Origin of the sequence: Paenibacillus xanthanilyticus (assembly GCF_042682185.1) — a bacterium.
GTDB lineage: Bacteria > Bacillota > Bacilli > Paenibacillales > Paenibacillaceae > Paenibacillus_Z > Paenibacillus_Z xanthanilyticus.
This window is the reverse complement of the sequence record NZ_JBHUHA010000002.1, coordinates 2,410,915-2,428,703: the sequence shown is the minus strand read 5'-3', so window position 1 is coordinate 2,428,703 and position 17,789 is coordinate 2,410,915. Positions and strand designations below refer to the sequence as shown.

Sequence of the window (17,789 nt, the reverse complement as noted above, 5' to 3'; positions counted from 1 at the left end):
ACAGAATAATGAAGCGGATTTTAGTGGTTGCTCAATTTACCCAACTTCCTGGCGAGTCAGGTAATAACAGAAGCAGATTCAAATATATTTGTGAACTTTTATCGACTTGCGGATATCAGGTGACCCAGGTAACAAGTCGTTTTCGCGACTTGGATAAAGTCCAGCGTAAACTAACGAGTGACCAATTCGAGAATATTCCATATGATATTCAAATTCTAGAAGATCCGGGTTATAAAAAAACGGTAAGCCTTAAGCGTTTCTATAGCCAGAAAGTATTTGCGAGAAATCTAAAAAAATGGCTAAGTACGCAGGATGGATACGATTTGATCTATTGTTCCGGCCCCCCTGCAGAAGGAATGTTGGTGGCCGGTAGTTATGCGAACGAGCGAGGAATACCTTTTGTCGTAGATATACAGGATCTTTGGCCAGAGGCGTTTTATACAATAGTTAATTCCAAGCCGTTAGCGGATTTGCTTCTCTATCCAATGAAGTCACAAGTCAATCGTGCTTATAGAATGGCTGACGGGATTGTCGGGGTGTCAAAAACTTATTCGCAACGTGCAGCAAGCGTGAATAAGAATAACCCTATTGTCGAATCTGTTTTTATTGGAACGAATTTAGATGATTTCGATAAAAGTTCGAATGAAGTTATCGAGCGAATAGAAAAACAGGATAACGAGTTTTGGGTAACGTATGCAGGATCTTTAAACTTAAGCTACGATATTGAAACACTGATTCGGGCGGTAAAAATCCTATCGGATCGGGATTACCATATTGTAAAGCTCGTTATATTAGGCAGCGGAATTATGGAAGAAAAATTCCGAAAATTGGCAGAAACAATGCAAGTTAGTGTGCTTTTTACTGGGTGGATCGACTATGGCACAATGGCGGCCTATTTAAGGAAATCGGATCTATTAGTAAATGCTATTCGGGAAAAGGCCGCTCAAAGCATTACAAATAAGATTGGCGACTATGTATCGGCAGGGGTTCCAATTATAAATGGCAGCAAGAATCAGGAGTTTATGGATCTTGTGGAAGAATGGGACATGGGGATCAACTATGAACCAGAAAAGCCGGAGGCAATGGCCAACGCTATATTGGAAGTTTATCGGGAATCCCCGGAAAGACGCAAGACGATGGGGCAGAATGCAAGGAAATTAGCTGAAGAGAAGTTTGATCGTAAAAAAACATATTTGAAAATTACCGATTTAATCGACAAGTTACTAGATGGTCAACGAGGAGATTGAACTGAGTGCCAAGGAGTAGATAAATGTATTACTATATATGTGTTTTTGATATGGATCAGAGGCATAAAAAAATTGCGAGAACTTTGAACAATCTGTACCAACGTGATTTCACCTTAATCACGAATAATAAGAACAAAGTAAGCTCAGACATAAATGTCGAGTATATCCCATTTACTTATACGCCGGGAAGAAATTACTTTTCTAAAGTGATTGATCTATTAAGAGCAAGTCGAGCCATTAAGTTTGCACATTCTAGTGAAGGCTCCACTAACATTGTTATTTGCGACTCCTTATTGTCTATGTTTTTCTATAAAGTAGCTTCTTTCATGAGACGGACCAATAATAAAGTTGTCTATTGCGTTCCAGATATCCCGAATGATTCTTTCGATAATCGACCTGGAATAAAAAATCGACTCCTTTTCAATCTCATTAATCTCTTAGAGAAGTTTAGTGTTAAAGGGATAAAACACTGCATTTTTACTTCGGAGGGATATGTACAATATTACAATAAAGTAATAAAAGGTGATTACTCCTATTTTATTTTGGAAAATAAGCCTTCTAGCTATGATGTTGATTTTACGCACGTAAAAACAGAACCTTGCGCGGAGAACACACTAAATGAAATCAGTAGCCCACTGAGAATTGGCTACTTCGGCATTATAAGATACAAGGAAATATTACTCAATCTAATTGAGGTTTCACAAAAGTTTAACGTGGAAATTATTATTGCTGGAATTTGCGGGTTCTCAGAAGAGTTGAAAAAATATTCTAATGTTCATCTTTTTGGCGAATACGACTACAATCAAATTGGTTCTTTATATAGTAAGGTGGATCTATGTCTTGCTATGTACGATAGAAAAATGCTGAATGTCAGACTAGCGTTGCCTAATAAGCTCTACGAATCGATGGTGTATGATACCCCTATACTGGTATCAAAAGGAACCTACCTTGGTGAAATCGTAGATGAGAAGCGCATTGGGTACTCCGTTGATCCTTATGATAAGGATGAATTGGAGCAATTGCTTAGCTATCTAACCTCGACTGAAGGCCGTAAAGAGCTTAGAACGCGATCAAAACATATCCACAACAGTTCTAACGAGCTTTATTTCGAAACCCAGATAAATGATCTTGAAACCTATCTTAATCAAGTTTCAGATAAAGGATAAGCCAAGAGGTGCACCTAATGGTTTTTTATGCCAATTTAATAATGATGTTAATACTTCTAATAATGGAGGTTTATAAGACCTTCCGACGAGGGTTTATAATCTCGATTCAAATTTTATTAACCGTGGGTACGTTTATTTATTTGTTTATTAATCCGGTGCTCAATGAAAATATGGAGATGAAGGATGAACTTTTCAATCTCCATATCAGCGCCGCCATAGTTGGCATTTTTGTAGCTTGCCGGTTAATTCCTTATGATTTGATAAGTAAACGATATACCAATAATAAACCCAATATTGTGAAATATTCAGTTAGAAAAGAGTGGTTAGTTGCAGGCACCTTGCTGTATGGCTTGTATATGGCATGGGATATATTGACTGTGATTAGACAATATGGTTCAATCACGGCCGTATTTAGCGCTAATAGGCTTGATGCTGGTTTGGGGGAAAATTATTTTAAAGGAAATACATTATTACCTATTACCCTGTTTTTGAAAATATTATATTACATTAATGTTGGGCGATACTTTGAAGAGAAAAAGTATACCAAATTTTTACTTTTGTTTGCCGTGCCAATGATTCATCATCGGTTCGTAGCCTTAACGCGATTCGACTTTGCGAGTATGATTTTGACCTTGCTCATTTTTTTGTTTGATGAAAAGCGAGATAAGATCACGACGACATTTAATGGTACTGTAGCCTTCTTAAAAAGGAGAAAAGTCAAAGTTGTTCTTATGTTCCCGTTGATCTGCTTGGTCGCTTTTCCCTTGCTTATTTATATGCAAATCTCGAATAGTCAACGTGCAGGAATTAAGGTGGACTACAGTAAAATCTTTGATTTTAGTTTAATGAGATCAATCACGGTTGATCTGAATTATTATTATTATTTTTATGATCTATACACGGCAGTGAAAACACAAATAATCCACATCGAATACGGAGCATCATGGTACTACTATCAAATGATGACCTTTATCCCAAGAGCGATATGGGATAGTAAGCCTGTCACGGCATTCTCACCAAGATTGACCGAACAAATTTACTGGGAGTTGGGAACAGGGGCACCAGTGGTAACCTTTACGATATTTGGAGAGGGTTTTCTGCAATTTGGTATTTTGGGCTGTTTCCTTGTACCGATTATATTCGTCGTGACTAGATATAAAAGCATGCAGGTTTTCAAATCGATCAGCGGAACGAAAATTTACATTATTCTAACACTATTGTCCATGTTTACTTTTTTGAGAGCCGAGTTGCCAGTAATCTATGTTATTCTTGATATTTGTTATGCGTTCATTATTAAGCTCTTTCTCTCAACTAGTAATAAAGAAACATAAGGGGATACACTGTGGAAAAGCTGTTAATTATTGAACCTTTATCGCCTATCGGGCATCGGGACATCAATCAAGTAACGATCGAACTTCTCAAGAATGATTATTGTATTACCTATGTTTCGAAAGAAGATTACTTGGATGAAGCGGTGCTGAGAGATATAAACTTTTGTGGTATACCGGCTGCTTTATTTGAGCCGTCCGGGAAAATTAAAACAAGACTAAACAATCTGAGAATCCTTGACTATATAGCTGAAAAGGTGAATTTGGAAGACTATAATAAAGTGCTATTTATGTCCTATGAAACGGTAACATTTAGTCTGTATGCGAGATTGCATTTTAGAAAGTTAAATCACATTTTTGTCTTGAATCATATGAATATAGATGAAGTAGTTTTTAATCGTGTGAAACGAATGTTTTTCAAACTTATTCCAATGCAAATTGTACATTTAAACTATGCAAGTTTCATAACTGATTATGTGAAAGCAGAATTCAAAAAAAAGAGCGGTACGATTCGGCATACATTAAATACGTACAAGTTGAAGGATATAAGCTGTGAAAACGACAGACTTCTTGATTTTCTAAATGACGAGTACAAGTTAATAGTTGCGCCTAGCAATAACCGACTTGATAAGAAGTTGGTGGAGAAATTAATCGAGTTGGATCAAAGCGGGGAACTAGAAAAGAGTAAGGTTAGACTGTTTTTGAAATCAAAGGACACTAAGTATCAAGGTAACAATCTGCAGATTGTAAACCTCTATCTAAAGGATTCCGAGTTTAACTTTTTGGTTGATCGTGCGAATTATGTCTTTCTTCCTTATATTGAGACAGAATATTTCTATAGAGTAAGCGGTGTGTTTTATGATTGTATAACCTTTAATAAACCGATTATTTGTTCGCAAATGGAGTTTTTCAAATCCATGTTCGATTCATCCGGAAAAATCGGTTATATGTATCGATCCATTAAGGATCTCGATCTTTTCTTGAGAGAAGGGATTAATTCAACTCCATATTCTTCTTTTCTCCATAACATGAATGCATTGAAAAAAGAGTACAGCGATGAAAATATAAAAAGCGATCTGATGCTGCTTTTTGATAGGATGTAATTTAGGACCAAGAATTCGGAGGGAAATATGAAAGTATTGTTCATTAGTACATCTATTCCGCCATATACGGATATGCAAACCATTAGGAATGCTTTTTTGCTGCAGTCGCTGTACAGTAGAGGCCATGATGTGACCATTGTTTCGGCAGACCACCCTTGGGGAGATAGTTCGTTGTTGAATATGCTTCCCTCTGAGCTTAATATCGTAAGAACCAAAGTTCCGTTTTTTGTGGGGCTGCAGCGATTCCTAATGAAAAGCGCGATTTTTAAACCATTATTGAAGGTATTCAATGTTGCTTCTAATATTATTTTGATACCTGATATACAAATGCTATGGGAACACCAAGCAATAAGAAAGGTGAAGCAGCTTCTTAAAAGTAAAAAATATGATGCGGTTATTACATCGTCTGGTAGCTATACCGCCCATATTGTCGGGAGCTGGGTCAAGAAAAATCATAATATCGTTTGGATTGCTGAATATGGAGATCCGTGGGGATTCGATCTTTACGGGAATATTAAGAAAACAAATTATAAAATCGAGCAGAAACTGCTGCGTAATTGCGATGGGCTTGTGTTTACGACCGAAACAACAGGTGAGGTCTATCAAAAAAATACGAGCTTTACAAAAGATTCTATAAAGATAGTGCCTTGCGGCTTTGAATATATAATTGAAGATATGCTTCTGCGAGAAAAAAAAGATAAAAAAATAACCTATACCGGTGTGGCTTACGCCTCCTCTAGAAATTTATCTAATGCAATACGAGCAATAGGAAGAAGTCAATCTCCAGAAGGTTTACAGTTAGAAATGGTGGGTACTTTTAGTGATAAATATAAAGATGAGGCAGAGAAGCTCGGCAATAAAAAGATTATATTTACGGGAAGAGTCAGCTATAAAAAATCACTTGATATCATTGCTGACACAGATATTCTGCTTCATATCGGAAACAAGGGAATCATGCAGGTGCCTGGCAAAACCTATATTTATTTAGGAAGCAAGAAACCGATTCTATATATACGTCAGGAACAAAACGATCCAACCTTTGAACTACTCAAAAAATTCGGCGGCGTCGAGTGTTGCGAGAATGATGAGAATAGTATTCTGCAAGCATTGAGTAAAATTTTGAGCAACTATACTAGTTACAAGGAAGCTGCAGAACGTAGAGCAATGGATAAGAAACTGGAGCGATATAAATGGTCTAGATTAGGGCAGGAATTTGCGGAGTTCGTTGAGAATTCGGCATTGAAATAAGGTCTTATTCAAAGTAACTGATGGTAGCATCTGTGGGGTGTTTCGAATTTTTTTTAATATCAAAGCTGTCAAATTGAAGGGAAGCAGAATTTATAACGTCGCGGTTTCGGCTTTCTGGTTAATCGCTGGTGTAGGGATCGGTAAGGTTCTAGCTTTAGTCTCCACTTATTTTCTTACGGGAATTCTAATGGCAGAGGGATATGGAAAGCTAGGCATCGTTTTAAGTACTGTAGGTCTCTTCTCCACTATTGGTGGTATTGGGCTTGCTTCCGCAGCTACGAAGTATATAGCAGAATACAAACTAGCAGACAAATTGAAGGCAGCGAATATTGTCGTATTGTGTGAAATCGTTATTGTGGCGACTAGCGGCTTTATGAGTGCCATGTTCTTTCTGTTATCCCCAATTATTGCTGAAACAATTTATAAGGACTCTTCCCTTGTAGATTTATTGCGTATCGCTTCTGTCTATATGTTTTTCTTGACGATGAACACTGCCCAAATTGGAACCCTTGCCGGGTTGGAAGCTTTCAAATTAATTGCAATTAATAATCTATGTTCCTCGTTGATCGGATTTCCATTAATTATTATGTTATGTTACCATTTCGAATTAACTGGCGTCTTAATTGGTTATAGCGTCATGTGTCTTGGTCAATATTTCTTGAATCTGATATCAATTAAGAAAAAGTGCAAAGAGTATGAGCTTGTATTGACGTTTAAAGTAAGCGGCTTAATAGCAGAGTGGGAGATTATCAATAAGTTTATCATTCCTACAGCATTAAGCGGATTCATCTCAATGCCTGTTGTATGGCTATGTGATACTATGCTTGCGAAAGCTGATAATGGTTACTTGGAAATGGCGATTTATAGTGCAGCAAGCCAATGGAGGGCCTTTATCTTATTTATTCCTCAGAATATTGCGATTGTACTCTTACCTGTACTGTCCAGTTTGTTTGGTGGGAAAAATATGAGAGAATACAAGTACATGTTTAATATAAGCATAATCTCAAATTTTCTGATTGCTGCATTAACGACCGTTCCTTTATTGATCTTCTCTGAGAAGATCATGTCGGGGTATGGTGCAGAGTTTTCATCTAGAGGTTCCGTGTTTATGGTTACGTTGGCGACGTCCGTAATTATGGTGTTAAACGAAGTTATCGGAAAGTCGATTGCAAGTCAAGGTAGAATGTGGATGGGGTTTGCATTTAATTTAGCGTGGGCAATTGCCTTGTTAGGATCTTCTTACGTATTGGTCGTCCAAAATGATTATGGTGCAGTTGGTCTAACTACTGCATATTTGATTGCGTACATACTCCATAGCATCTGGCAGTATGTATTCGTTGTTAAAAACGCAAAGAATCTTGAAATGTAGCATTTTCTAGGGGGATATCTTTTGTTATTTGCAATAAAGCTCCTATATGGTTTTTTATTGCCACCAGGCCTGTTTATTTTAATTCTCTTCTTTTTTTGTTTCTGGCTGTACAAAAGGAACATGAGATTTTCAATCTATTTATCAATTGTTACCTTACTCCTTTATATCTCATTGACTCCTCTTGCAGGAGAACTATTAATAAAGCCACTGGAGCATCGATATGTTACACCAACTAATATCAAGGGGGATGTAATTATATTACTTGGAGGTGGCGTCACCCTAGATACTCGGGATATTGATGGCGTGGGCCATCCTATGCCTTCTACCGCAAATCGAATTCTAACAACAGCGCGAGTTTATATGAAAACGCAACTACCTGTCATATTATCAAGCGGGCAACTTTACCAGGATGTTGGGAATGAGGCTATTGTAGATAAGCGTTTGTTAATGAGTCTTGGGGTTCCGGGAGATAAAATAATTTTGGAGGCTCAAAGTTTATCGACAACCGAAAATGCGGAATTTACAGGACAACTGTTGAAAAACCACAAATTTAAACAACCTATTTTGGTTACTTCTGCATATCATATGCCTCGTGCAATTATGAATTTTACCGAAATTGGGGTAAGTGTGCTTCCAATACCAACAGATTATTTAACTAGTCGTAAGAATAGTTTACATGTTAACAAATTTTCACCTACCAGTAACCTATCCTATATAGCACTAAAAGAATATTTAGGCATGTTGTATTTAAAAATCTTGAACTGAATATAAGGACGTGTGAGAATGAGGCTCGTACTTTTATCTGGAGGTTCGGGTAAGCGATTATGGCCGATCTCTAGTGATGCTAGATCAAAGCAATTTCTTAAAGTCTTGGAGCGTGAAGATGGAATAAAGCAGTCAATGGTTGAGCGGATCTGGGGACAGTTGCAAGCTGTCGGATTGTCTAACTCATCCGTTGTATCAACTAGCAAAGCCCAGTCTAGTATGCTGAAAGATCAATTAGGGCAGGAGATACCTTTGGTTTTAGAACCGGAGAGAAGGGATACTTTTCCGGCAATTGCGCTAGCAGCTTCTTATTTATTCTCGGTCCAACAAGTCAACCTAGATGAAGTGATCGCTGTATTGCCTGTCGATGCTTATGTTCACGATTCTTTCTTTGAAAAGATAAAATCATTGGAGGGAATACTCCTGTCTACGGATGCAGAGTTAGCATTGATGGGAGTAAAGCCAGTCATTCCCTCCGAGAAGTATGGCTATATTGTACCGGAAGATCCATCTCTCAATGAAGATTACTATAAAATTAAGAGATTTCAAGAGAAACCAAGTCAAGGCCATGCCAAAGAATTAATAAAGGAAGGTGCTCTTTGGAACTGTGGTATATTTGCTTTTCAGTTGAGAAAAGTGATTATGCTGCTTAAAGAAAAAGGCCTGGCTACAGATTACGAGTCATTGGTGAACCAATACAGCCAACTACCCAAAATCAGTTTTGATTACGAGGTTGTTGAGAAAACAGAGAACGCTATCGTCATCCCGTACGAAGGGTTCTGGAAAGATCTTGGAACCTGGAACACATTGACGGAAGAGATGGGTTCCACTCTTCTCGGCAAAGGGGCAATCAGCGACGACTCTTTGAACACTCATGTCATCAACGAGTTGGATATACCGATTGCGGTTCTAGGGTTGTCAGATGTTGTTGTCGCCGCAAGTCCTAATGGCATATTGGTCAGTGATAAGGCAGCCAGCCCTCGAGTCAAGGAAATCTCCGGTTTTGATCAACCTCCGATCTATCAAGAGAAGCATTGGGGTTGGTATAAGGTTTTAGATTATACGACAACGCCAGATGGCCAGGAGGTCGTGACCAAACGAATTTGTATTAAGAAAGGGAAGAACATCAGTTATCACTTCCATTGCAAGCGCGCTGAAGTATGGATGGTGATCGGCGGTGTTGGTGAGTTCATAATCGATGGGGAAATCGGACAGGTAAATGTTGGTTCTATGATTCAAGTTCCCGCTGAGACAAGACATGCTATTAAGGCAATAACCGATTTAGAATTAATTGAGATTCAGACCGGGAAAGAAGTTATGGAAGAGGACATTGTTAGGGTAGCAATGGAGTGGGAGGAAATATTGTTCGAGGCGGTCAAAAATTTGTGTAGCCCTTAAAAAGTTGTTCAATTGTAAATCAGAGATACAATCATAATTAAGAGGAGCGGAAATATGCGTTTATTAAAAAACAGTAAGCTACTTATTGCCTTAGGTGTTACTTTTTCAGCCATTTTAACCCTACAAACTATGGTTGCAGCAGCTCCAACAACAACGCAACCCAAAGTAACAACAGGCGCATACCAACTTGTTTTCGACGGTAAAGTGCTTCAATTACCAGAAGGTCAGCATATCTTCGCCTTGAATGGGACTACATACGTTCCAATGCGTTTCGTTTCTTACGCGCTGAAGAAAAGCGTGCAGTGGGATTCCTCCAGCAACCGCGTGACGGTCAAGGATCCCACAAAGTCCGAAACCATTGCGTTGAATGAGTTCTTGATGAATGCGATGGGAACTGGCCTAAATAAGGGTGGATCCACGGTGCAAGTCAAGCCGGTAGCCGCGAAGTTTGTATTCGATGGCGCAACCAAGGCTCTTCCTAAAGGTCAAGGCGCCTATGCCCTGAATGGGACGATCTATGTTCCGCTTCGCTTTATGTCCGAATCTGCTGGTTCCACGATCTATTGGGATGCCAAAGCTCAACAAATTTCGGCGAGATCGAAAGGCTTTAATCCGAATGCAGGCACTTCGACAGGCGGTAACGGTATTTCGGGTTCAACAGATGGCGGACAAGCTAACAACAACGGACAAACGTCGGGCGGTACTAGCGGTTCAACAGGTGGCGGTACGGCTTCCAAGCCAAGCTATGAATCGATTACCTCCAATGCCCAAGCTCGTCTGACTAACTTGCAGAATAGCTGCCAGGCTGCGCTTATGGATATCGGCATTCAGTACATCAGCACGGAGGATGCGAAGACGAAAGAATCGCTGAAGAACAAAGGTTACGCGCAATTAGATTCGTGCACCTCTTCCTTCAACCAGGTTCTGACTGAAACGGAAGCTCAGCTCACTGCCAATGGATATAGCACGGCCATCCTAGCTGATTATCGTCAAACCTTCAATGCGCAAGTGGAAAAAGGCAGAGAAATTATGGCGGGTATGCTATAAAAAGTTAAAAACTTCTCGCTCTTTCGGGAGCGAGGAGTTTTTTTGTTCATACATAATGGCAGGATGAAGTATATCACGCGGCCTAGATTGACGATAGACTAGTCACTGGTCGCTCCGAAGTCCCCGGTGACCGGCATCAGCGTGAAGTTTGATCCGCTGTTCGAACGGCCAACCACGGTCCATTCGTTTGCCACGTCTAAGCCGCTGTAGTGGACGTATTGCCCACGGCACAATAGAAAAAAAAGACCTGGTTGTTAACCAAGGTCTTAAATGAACATTAAGCCGCAGTAGTCCTCTGATTCTTTGTGGATCTCTCTTTACCAGTTAGGTATTTTCCAAAATTCATGGACGGCTTTTCCACCAGGTAATACATGACAGTCGAGACAATTAAAGAGACAACAAAGGAAATAACTAAAATTATTTCAATATTCATCCAACCATGCAGTAGATGCGTCAGTGACAATAAAACAACCATATGGTACAGATACAAGCTATAAGATATCTTACCGAGGAATTGTATTGGCGACAGTAAAAGGACTCTTTCTAAAGTTATTGACCCAAATGCTATGCTGATATAAATGGATCCACCAATTGTTATTGCCCACTCGTTAAATAAATAATTGTGAATTAGGGACCAGTTAGGCAAAACAGTCTTGAAATTGTACAGTAGGAATCCGATCAGGAGCATGATCACTTTTACAATTCGCGATTTTCCCCTAATAAATCTAGATATCTCACTCATATGCTTTGCCAGTAATGCGCCAACCATAAAAATAGCAGCATAATGAATCGTTATATACATATTAACTAGGCTGCTTGGATTCAATACCGATGTAGCAGCGATTCCCAACACCGATAGGGCACAAGCTAGCGCTACACTGAACAGTGTTCTCCAGCGTACTAAGACAAACATTAGAAAAGGAAAAATTATAGATATGCGCATTTCATGAACAAGGGACCAAATCGGTGGATTGATTTTGTCTGTATCGAACACACCAATGAATCCCAATGCTGCTAAAACGTCTTTGACATCAATCGGCATATCCCACTGTCCATTAAACCAACTGCTCATATGAGTTATTACACTAGGAGATGAGATGAAATACATTACAACCGCAAACAAAAGAGCTATAGCAAAAGGAATGTATATCCGACATATTCTCCTAATGAGGTACTGACCGTATCCTGTGTTAGTCTGTTTAAAGAATGGAAGGGAAAGGACGAATCCGCTCAACAAGAAAAATAGGATAACAGCCTCGTGCCCAGCACCAAAAAAACTCAATGGTGTGTATTTAAAAAGGTTTAAAATCACATGATCTTCATTACCCGTCGTGTTTGTACAGGTGCAGAAAATCAATATCGAAGAAGCGAAATGTCCAAGTAATACTGTAAGTGCCGCAATTCCTCTTATAGAGTCTAACTGGTGATACCTACTTCCCATTATATAAAACATCCTTTTTGTCGTTTCTTGTTATTTTATAGGAAGTAAGTTGCAACTGTAAATTAATAAATTAATCCGTGTAGTATGACACTTCACTTATCGATAACTCGCCTGCACCACCTTCTGCAAAGACTTCACTAGTCGACATAACAACAATTCTGCAGTTGTAGATGTCGATCCGCTGGCAACCGCAAATTCTATCCGTTATGAGGTCTATATAAGCCCCCTCAGTTACCTCTAGCAGTATCTTTTTCGGTAACTAGCAACCGTTTTACTTGGTGCGTTGATCACCCATCCACTTGTGAGCGTAGGTGCGTTCCATCCCTCAACATGTATCTGGTTAGATCGAACTGCGTTACCATCTCGTCCAAGAAATCTGTTGTTGTTTCCGTTATCTGTTACATTAGAGGTCGAGCATCCGTAAAAGAGATTTGACGAGCAATTCTTCAACTAGCGTGAGGCTCTCATCAGCTTACACTTGATTATTAGATGCATGCACCCCAAATCGAATTGAACATCCTCCTGCGACCATGCTAATGAAACGGTTACCGGGTCCGATATTTGAAAACTGAACTGGACGTGAAAACATAAGGTTCGAAACGATATTTCGAAGGTATACACAAGTCCGCGCAATATGTCTACCGGGTCAACGCGTAATATTTCTGTTCCCGCATCCCCAGTTGACGGTCGAAGGGTTATTCTGAGCCGGCTAAGGGACAATCGATCCCCTTCAATCAAGAGGTCGTCTGAAATAAAATCGAATTGCATATGCTTGTAATCTAGATCCACGTCAACTCGAAGCCCATGGCAGCGCATAGACGTCGTAACCAGCCTTTGTTATAATAATGGCACAACTTACCAGTTTATGAGGCTGTGCGGAATACGTTCCGAACTTGCTTGAAGCAAAGGTTTACATGTTGTCCGACGACACTCCTACGGAGGCGATAGCGTGGAGAAGTACATCAACAATTACGTGATTGTGACGATCTTCATTCTGCTGGGCATCCTGCTTCCCGTTGTCGCGCTGACCGCCGGGCGGATCTTGCGTCCGCATAAGCCGACCAACGAGAAAGAGACAACGTACGAAAGCGGCAATGAGCCGGTCGGGGAAGGGCAAGTCCGTTTTAATGTGCGCTACTATTTGTTTGCGCTTATGTTTGTCGTGTTTGATGTGGAAACCGTTTTCTTGTATCCGTGGGCCGTTGCGTATAAGCAGTTGGGCCTTTTTGTGCTGGTGGAGATGGCGATCTTCGCGGGATTGCTGCTGGTTGGTCTGCTGTATGCCTGGAGAAAGAAGGTGCTGAAATGGAATTCGATCTAGCGTCGATTTCCCCGGAGGAGCGCCGGGAGCTGGAGCGTAACGTGTTCGTGGGTACGCTGGAGCAATTGAAGGCTTGGGCGCGCAGCAATTCGCTATGGCCGCTCACGTTTGGGCTTGCTTGCTGCGCGATCGAGATGATGGGCACGGGTGCGTCGCACTACGACCTGGATCGGTTCGGCGTCATGTTCCGCACCTCGCCAAGGCAGTCCGATGTCATGATTGTCGCGGGGACGGTGACGAAGAAGATGGGCCCGCTGCTGCGGCGATTATACGACCAAATGCCGGAACCAAAATGGGTCATCGCGATGGGCTCCTGCGCGACGGCTGGCGGTCCTTACGTGAAGTCGTATGCGGTGATGAAAGGCGTCGATCAGATTGTGCCGGTTGATGTGTACATACCTGGTTGCCCGCCGAATCCGGCGGCGCTTATCTATGGCATTAATAAGCTGCAGGAGAAAATCCGCTATGAAGCCAAGACTGGAAAGCGGGTGACGAACCGATGAGCGACGAGGAGAAGTTGGAAGGCGTGAAGGATGGCACTGCGCCTGTTACGGACATGGGGCCGAAGCGGAGTAACGATTCGAGCGACAGCGCCGCAGCGCCGGCCGACTCCGAGCGCGAAGCAAAGCTCGCAGCCGCGGCGGAAGCCCGCGCGGCCCGCGCCGCCGCCAAAGCCGCCGAAGGCGGCACGCCACCAGCCGCTGCCGACGGCGACGAACAGCCGCCAGCCGCACCATCGCCAAGGCAGCCCGAGCTCGACGAGCTAGTTGCGTTCATCCGGGAAGCCGCCGGTCCAGACGCCATCGAGTCCGCGGCGCTCAACGAACTGAACGGCGACCTGCCCACCATCATCGTTCAAGCCGATCATCTTATCGCTACTGCGAACGCCTTAAAATCCTCCCCGCAGACGCGCTTCACCTACTTACGCAACGTATCGGGGGTGGATTACGAAACACACCTCGAGGTCGTCTACCATCTCGTCGCGCTCGCGACCGGACGCGAAGCGGCGCTCAAGGTCAAAGCCGACCGCGAGCAGCCGCAGCTTCCATCGGTCACGCCGGTATGGGCGACCGCCAACTGGAACGAGCGGGAGATCTACGACCTGCTCGGCATTCATTTTACCGGACATCCGGATCTTCGCCGCATCATGATGCCGGACGACTGGGAAGGGCATCCGCTCCGCAAAGACTATGCGCCACTTGATCCGGAGGTGTGACAAGCCGTGATACGTACGGAAGAACTGCTGCTCAATGTCGGCCCCCAGCATCCGAGCACGCATGGGGTGTTCCGGATCATCGTCAAGCTGGACGGCGAGGTCATTACCGAAGCGACGCCGGTCATGGGGTATTTGCACCGGGGAACGGAGAAGCTGGCGGAGGAACTCACCTATACGCAAATCATCCCGTATACGGACCGGATGGATTACGTCTCCGCGATGACGAACAACTATGTGCTCTGCCATGCGGTGGAGACGATGATGGGGCTGGAAGTGCCGGAGCGGGCCGAGTTTCTGCGGCTGATCGTGATGGAGCTGCAGCGCGTCGCGAGCCATCTCGTCTGGTGGGGGACATACCTGCTCGATATCGGAGCAATGAGCCCGTTTCTGTACGCATTTCGCGATCGGGAGACGATCGTCAACCTGTTCAACGAGCTGTGCGGCGCGCGGCTTACTTATAACTACATGCGGGTCGGCGGCGTCAAGTGGGACGCGACGGATGCGTGGCTCGATAAGGTCCGAGATTTCCTCCCTTACATGGAAAAGAAGCTCGTCGAATACGACCATTTGGTCAGCGGCAACGAAATCTTCCTCGCGCGCATTCGCGGCGTAGGGCGTTATGATGCGGAGACCGCAATCGATTACGGCCTCTCCGGCGCCAATCTGCGCTGTACGGGGGTCGATTGGGATCTGCGCAAAGCGAAGCCGTACAGTCTCTACGACCGCTTCGAATTCGATGTTCCGGTCGGCCGCAATGGCGACTGCCACGATCGCTACCTCATCCGGCTGGAGGAAATTCGCCAGTCGCTGCGCATCCTGAAGCAGGCGCTGGAGCAGTTTCCTTCCGGGGGGGAGACGATGGGCAAGGTGCCGCGCGTTATTCGGCCGCCGGCCGGCGAGGTATACGTTGGCATCGAATCGCCGCGGGGCGAGATCGGCTGCCATATCGTGTCCAAAGGCAAGCAGGAGCCATACCGGCTCAAGTTCCGCCGCCCGTCGTTCGTCAATTTGCAAATCCTGCCGAAGCTGCTCGTCGGCGAAACGATGACGAACCTCATTACCATTTTGGGCGGGATCGATATCGTCGTCGGGGAGGTCGATTGCTGATGGGCGGCATGCTGGACGAGACGCTGACGTGGGGCAATGCGTTCGTTTTTCTGCTATGGGGCGTCGTGCTCCTCGCGCTGGTGCTCGGCTTCGTGACGTATGCGATCTATTTCGAGCGCAAAATCCTCGGCTGGATGCAGCTGCGGATTGGTCCGAACCGGGTCGGTCCGCTCGGCCTGCTGCAGACGGTGGCGGATATTTTGAAGCTGCTGATTAAGGAGGACACGATCCCGCGCAAGGCCGACCGGGTGCTGTTCATGCTGGCGCCGGCGCTGGCGTATGTGCCGGCCTTCGGCGTACTGGCGGTCATTCCGTATACGCAAAACCTGTATTTCGCGGACATCAACGTCGGGCTGCTCTACTACGTGGCGCTGTCCGGCATCACGACGATCGCCATCGTGCTCGGCGGATGGGCGTCGAACAACAAATACGCGCTGCTCGGCGGCATGCGGTCGGCGGCGCAAATGATCAGCTATGAGGTGCCGCTCGTCATTTCGGTGGTGGGCGTCATTATGATGTCAGGCACGATGAACCTGCGCGGCATCGCGGAGCAGCAGGGGGATTGGTTCTGGCAGTGGAACTTCCTCCCGCAAATCATCGGCTTTGTCGTCTTCGTCATCGCGGCCGTCTCGGAGCTGAACCGGACGCCGTTCGATCTGCCGGAGGCGGAGTCCGAGCTGGTGGCGGGGTATCACGTCGAATACAGCGGCTTTCGCTTCGCGTTCTTCATGCTGACGGAGTATGTGTACATGTACGCGATCGCGGCGCTCACGACCGTGCTGTTCCTCGGGGGCTGGCAGGCGCCGCTGGCGTTTCTTGATTTCGTGCCGGGCATCGTTTGGTTCCTGCTCAAGTTCGCCCTGGTCGTCTTTTTCCTCATTTGGCTCCGGGGCACGATGCCGCGCATCCGCGTCGACCAGCTGATGGGACTCGGGTGGAAGGTGCTGCTGCCGCTGGCGATTTTGAACGTGTTCGTGACAGCGGTATATCTCGAGCTCTTCGTCAAATAACGCCAACCAACCGAAGCCGACAAGAAGGGGGCACGCCCATGAAAGGCCTGTTGAAAGGATTAGGCGTCACGTTCAAAGCGATGACGAAGCCGAAGGTGACCATCGCGTATCCCGACGAGCCGCTGGTGATGCCGGATCGGTTCCGCGGCATTCAGCATTTTATACCGGAGCTGTGCATCGTCTGCAATCAATGCGCGCGCGTCTGTCCGACCGACTGCATCACGCTGACGGGCAAGCCGAACCCGGACCCGGAGAAGAAGGGCAAGGTCATCGACACGTTCGATATTAATTTTGAAATCTGCATCCTGTGCGATCTGTGCACCGAGGTATGTCCGACCGAAGCGATCGTCATGACGAATAACTTCGAACTGGCCGCTTACAGCCGGGACGATCTGTTCAAAGACCGCCAGTGGCTGACGGACAACAACCAGAATGTGCGCCAGGACAACAACAACATCGGGGCGCCGCAGCCGGGTAAAGGGGGCGCGAAGTGAGCCATGGGTAACGTAGAGCTGACGGGAGAGTTCGTCGCGTTCTTCGTGTTCGCCGTTATGATCATCTCCGGCTCGGTGTTCATGATCAGCCTGACGAAAGTGGTGCACATGGTGCTTTCGCTGCTGGCGGCTTTCATTGGCGTGGCGGGGCTGTTCATCCTGCTGGAAGCCGAATTTCTCGCCTTCGTCCAAGTGCTGATTTATGCCGGGGCGGTGGCGATCCTGATGATCTTCGGCATTATGATGACGAAGCATCAGGAGGAACCGGCGCAGGCGGCGACGCGTGCATGGCAAGAAGGGTTGGCGGCCGTGGGCGCGCTCGCGCTGTTTGGACTGCTGTTCTTCGCGATTCGTACGTCGGAGCTGCCGCCGGCGCAGCCGTTCGATGCCGGCGAAGACAACGCGCTGGAGATTGGCAAGCTGCTGTTCACGAATTACGTCATTCCGTTCGAGCTGGTATCGGTGCTGCTCACCGTGGCCTTTATCGGGTCGATCGTGCTGGCCAAGAAGGAGGCGGAGTAGCGATGGA

The 17,789-nt window shown here is 44.8% G+C and carries 17 protein-coding genes; 16 read left to right on the top strand and 1 reads right to left on the bottom strand.

Features of this window, described 5'->3' with window-relative positions; translation table 11 throughout:
* The first annotated feature begins 8 nt into the window (after positions 1–8).
* Genes ACFSKT_RS28195 through ACFSKT_RS28155 form a run of 9 tightly spaced genes read left to right on the top strand, consistent with a single transcriptional unit; the run spans position 9 to position 10,671 of the window.
* A complete protein-coding gene (locus tag ACFSKT_RS28195) occupies positions 9–1,247 on the top strand; it encodes a glycosyltransferase family 4 protein (protein ID WP_377719083.1) in 1,239 nt (412 codons plus the stop codon).
* Positions 1,248–1,270: 23 nt separating this feature from the next.
* Positions 1,271–2,413 carry a glycosyltransferase gene (locus ACFSKT_RS28190; RefSeq protein WP_377719082.1) on the top strand — a complete coding sequence of 381 codons (1,143 nt, stop codon included), beginning with the start codon at positions 1,271–1,273 and terminating at the stop codon, positions 2,411–2,413.
* Between the two features lie 17 nt (positions 2,414–2,430).
* On the top strand, positions 2,431–3,744 hold the full coding sequence (locus tag ACFSKT_RS28185) for a hypothetical protein (protein WP_377719081.1): 1,314 nt from the start codon (positions 2,431–2,433) through the stop codon (positions 3,742–3,744).
* 11 nt (positions 3,745–3,755) lie between these two features.
* A complete protein-coding gene (locus tag ACFSKT_RS28180; protein ID WP_377719080.1) occupies positions 3,756–4,844 on the top strand; it encodes a hypothetical protein in 1,089 nt (362 codons plus the stop codon).
* Between the two features lie 27 nt (positions 4,845–4,871).
* Positions 4,872–6,092: a glycosyltransferase family protein gene (locus tag ACFSKT_RS28175; protein WP_377719079.1), complete on the top strand. Its 1,221-nt coding sequence runs from the start codon at positions 4,872–4,874 to the stop codon at positions 6,090–6,092.
* Positions 6,093–6,129: 37 nt separating this feature from the next.
* Positions 6,130–7,461, top strand: a complete 1,332-nt coding sequence (locus ACFSKT_RS28170) for an oligosaccharide flippase family protein (protein WP_377719078.1) — start codon at positions 6,130–6,132, stop codon at positions 7,459–7,461.
* A 21-nt stretch (positions 7,462–7,482) separates the two neighbouring features.
* Positions 7,483–8,226, top strand: coding sequence for a YdcF family protein (locus tag ACFSKT_RS28165; protein WP_377719077.1), 744 nt, complete (start codon positions 7,483–7,485; stop codon positions 8,224–8,226).
* 18 nt (positions 8,227–8,244) lie between these two features.
* Positions 8,245–9,624: a sugar phosphate nucleotidyltransferase gene (locus ACFSKT_RS28160; protein ID WP_377719076.1), complete on the top strand. Its 1,380-nt coding sequence runs from the start codon at positions 8,245–8,247 to the stop codon at positions 9,622–9,624.
* A gap of 54 nt (positions 9,625–9,678) precedes the next feature.
* Positions 9,679–10,671, top strand: a complete 993-nt coding sequence (locus ACFSKT_RS28155; protein ID WP_377719075.1) for a stalk domain-containing protein — start codon at positions 9,679–9,681, stop codon at positions 10,669–10,671.
* Between the two features lie 277 nt (positions 10,672–10,948).
* On the opposite strand, the gene ACFSKT_RS28150 is transcribed toward ACFSKT_RS28155, so the two are convergent.
* Positions 10,949–12,112 carry an acyltransferase family protein gene (locus ACFSKT_RS28150; protein ID WP_377719074.1) on the bottom strand — a complete coding sequence of 388 codons (1,164 nt, stop codon included), beginning with the start codon at positions 12,110–12,112 and terminating at the stop codon, positions 10,949–10,951.
* A gap of 949 nt (positions 12,113–13,061) precedes the next feature.
* Here ACFSKT_RS28150 and ACFSKT_RS28145 point away from each other — a divergent pair.
* From ACFSKT_RS28145 to ACFSKT_RS28115, 7 genes are read left to right on the top strand one after another with little or no spacing between them, the layout of a single operon-like run.
* Complete coding sequence (locus ACFSKT_RS28145; protein WP_377719073.1) at positions 13,062–13,433, top strand: NADH-quinone oxidoreductase subunit A; 372 nt, start codon at positions 13,062–13,064, stop codon at positions 13,431–13,433.
* Positions 13,418–13,936, top strand: coding sequence for a NuoB/complex I 20 kDa subunit family protein (locus tag ACFSKT_RS28140; protein ID WP_377494719.1), 519 nt, complete (start codon positions 13,418–13,420; stop codon positions 13,934–13,936). Before ACFSKT_RS28145 ends, ACFSKT_RS28140 begins: the two co-directional genes overlap by 16 nt.
* A complete protein-coding gene (locus ACFSKT_RS28135; RefSeq protein WP_377719072.1) occupies positions 13,933–14,649 on the top strand; it encodes an NADH-quinone oxidoreductase subunit C in 717 nt (238 codons plus the stop codon). The genes ACFSKT_RS28140 and ACFSKT_RS28135 overlap by 4 nt, the downstream gene beginning before the upstream one ends.
* Positions 14,650–14,655: 6 nt before the next feature.
* Positions 14,656–15,756 (top strand): NADH-quinone oxidoreductase subunit D, encoded by a 1,101-nt coding sequence (locus ACFSKT_RS28130; RefSeq protein WP_377719071.1) that lies wholly within the window; start codon positions 14,656–14,658, stop codon positions 15,754–15,756.
* Complete coding sequence (gene nuoH, locus ACFSKT_RS28125) at positions 15,756–16,766, top strand: NADH-quinone oxidoreductase subunit NuoH (protein ID WP_377719070.1); 1,011 nt, start codon at positions 15,756–15,758, stop codon at positions 16,764–16,766. The genes ACFSKT_RS28130 and nuoH overlap by 1 nt, the downstream gene beginning before the upstream one ends.
* Positions 16,767–16,804: 38 nt before the next feature.
* Positions 16,805–17,260 carry an NADH-quinone oxidoreductase subunit NuoI gene (gene nuoI, locus ACFSKT_RS28120; RefSeq protein WP_377719069.1) on the top strand — a complete coding sequence of 152 codons (456 nt, stop codon included), beginning with the start codon at positions 16,805–16,807 and terminating at the stop codon, positions 17,258–17,260.
* 3 nt (positions 17,261–17,263) lie between these two features.
* Positions 17,264–17,782, top strand: coding sequence for an NADH-quinone oxidoreductase subunit J (locus tag ACFSKT_RS28115; RefSeq protein WP_377719068.1), 519 nt, complete (start codon positions 17,264–17,266; stop codon positions 17,780–17,782).
* Positions 17,783–17,789 lie beyond the last annotated feature (7 nt).

What these genes read in the sequence shown, in the direction of transcription:
- ACFSKT_RS28160 (WP_377719076.1), top strand. Translation starts at nt 8,245, where the DNA reads ATGAGGCTCGTACTTTTATCTGGAGGTTCGGGTAAGCGATTATGGCCG.
- ACFSKT_RS28115 (WP_377719068.1), top strand. Translation starts at nt 17,264, where the DNA reads ATGGGTAACGTAGAGCTGACGGGAGAGTTCGTCGCGTTCTTCGTGTTC.
- nuoH (WP_377719070.1), top strand. Translation starts at nt 15,756, where the DNA reads ATGGGCGGCATGCTGGACGAGACGCTGACGTGGGGCAATGCGTTCGTT.
- ACFSKT_RS28195 (WP_377719083.1), top strand. Translation starts at nt 9, where the DNA reads ATGAAGCGGATTTTAGTGGTTGCTCAATTTACCCAACTTCCTGGCGAG.
- ACFSKT_RS28135 (WP_377719072.1), top strand. Translation starts at nt 13,933, where the DNA reads ATGAGCGACGAGGAGAAGTTGGAAGGCGTGAAGGATGGCACTGCGCCT.
- ACFSKT_RS28175 (WP_377719079.1), top strand. Translation starts at nt 4,872, where the DNA reads ATGAAAGTATTGTTCATTAGTACATCTATTCCGCCATATACGGATATG.
- ACFSKT_RS28150 (WP_377719074.1), bottom strand. Translation starts at nt 12,112, where the DNA reads ATGGGAAGTAGGTATCACCAGTTAGACTCTATAAGAGGAATTGCGGCA.
- ACFSKT_RS28155 (WP_377719075.1), top strand. Translation starts at nt 9,679, where the DNA reads ATGCGTTTATTAAAAAACAGTAAGCTACTTATTGCCTTAGGTGTTACT.
- ACFSKT_RS28190 (WP_377719082.1), top strand. Translation starts at nt 1,271, where the DNA reads ATGTATTACTATATATGTGTTTTTGATATGGATCAGAGGCATAAAAAA.
- nuoI (WP_377719069.1), top strand. Translation starts at nt 16,805, where the DNA reads ATGAAAGGCCTGTTGAAAGGATTAGGCGTCACGTTCAAAGCGATGACG.
- ACFSKT_RS28140 (WP_377494719.1), top strand. Translation starts at nt 13,418, where the DNA reads ATGGAATTCGATCTAGCGTCGATTTCCCCGGAGGAGCGCCGGGAGCTG.
- ACFSKT_RS28185 (WP_377719081.1), top strand. Translation starts at nt 2,431, where the DNA reads ATGGTTTTTTATGCCAATTTAATAATGATGTTAATACTTCTAATAATG.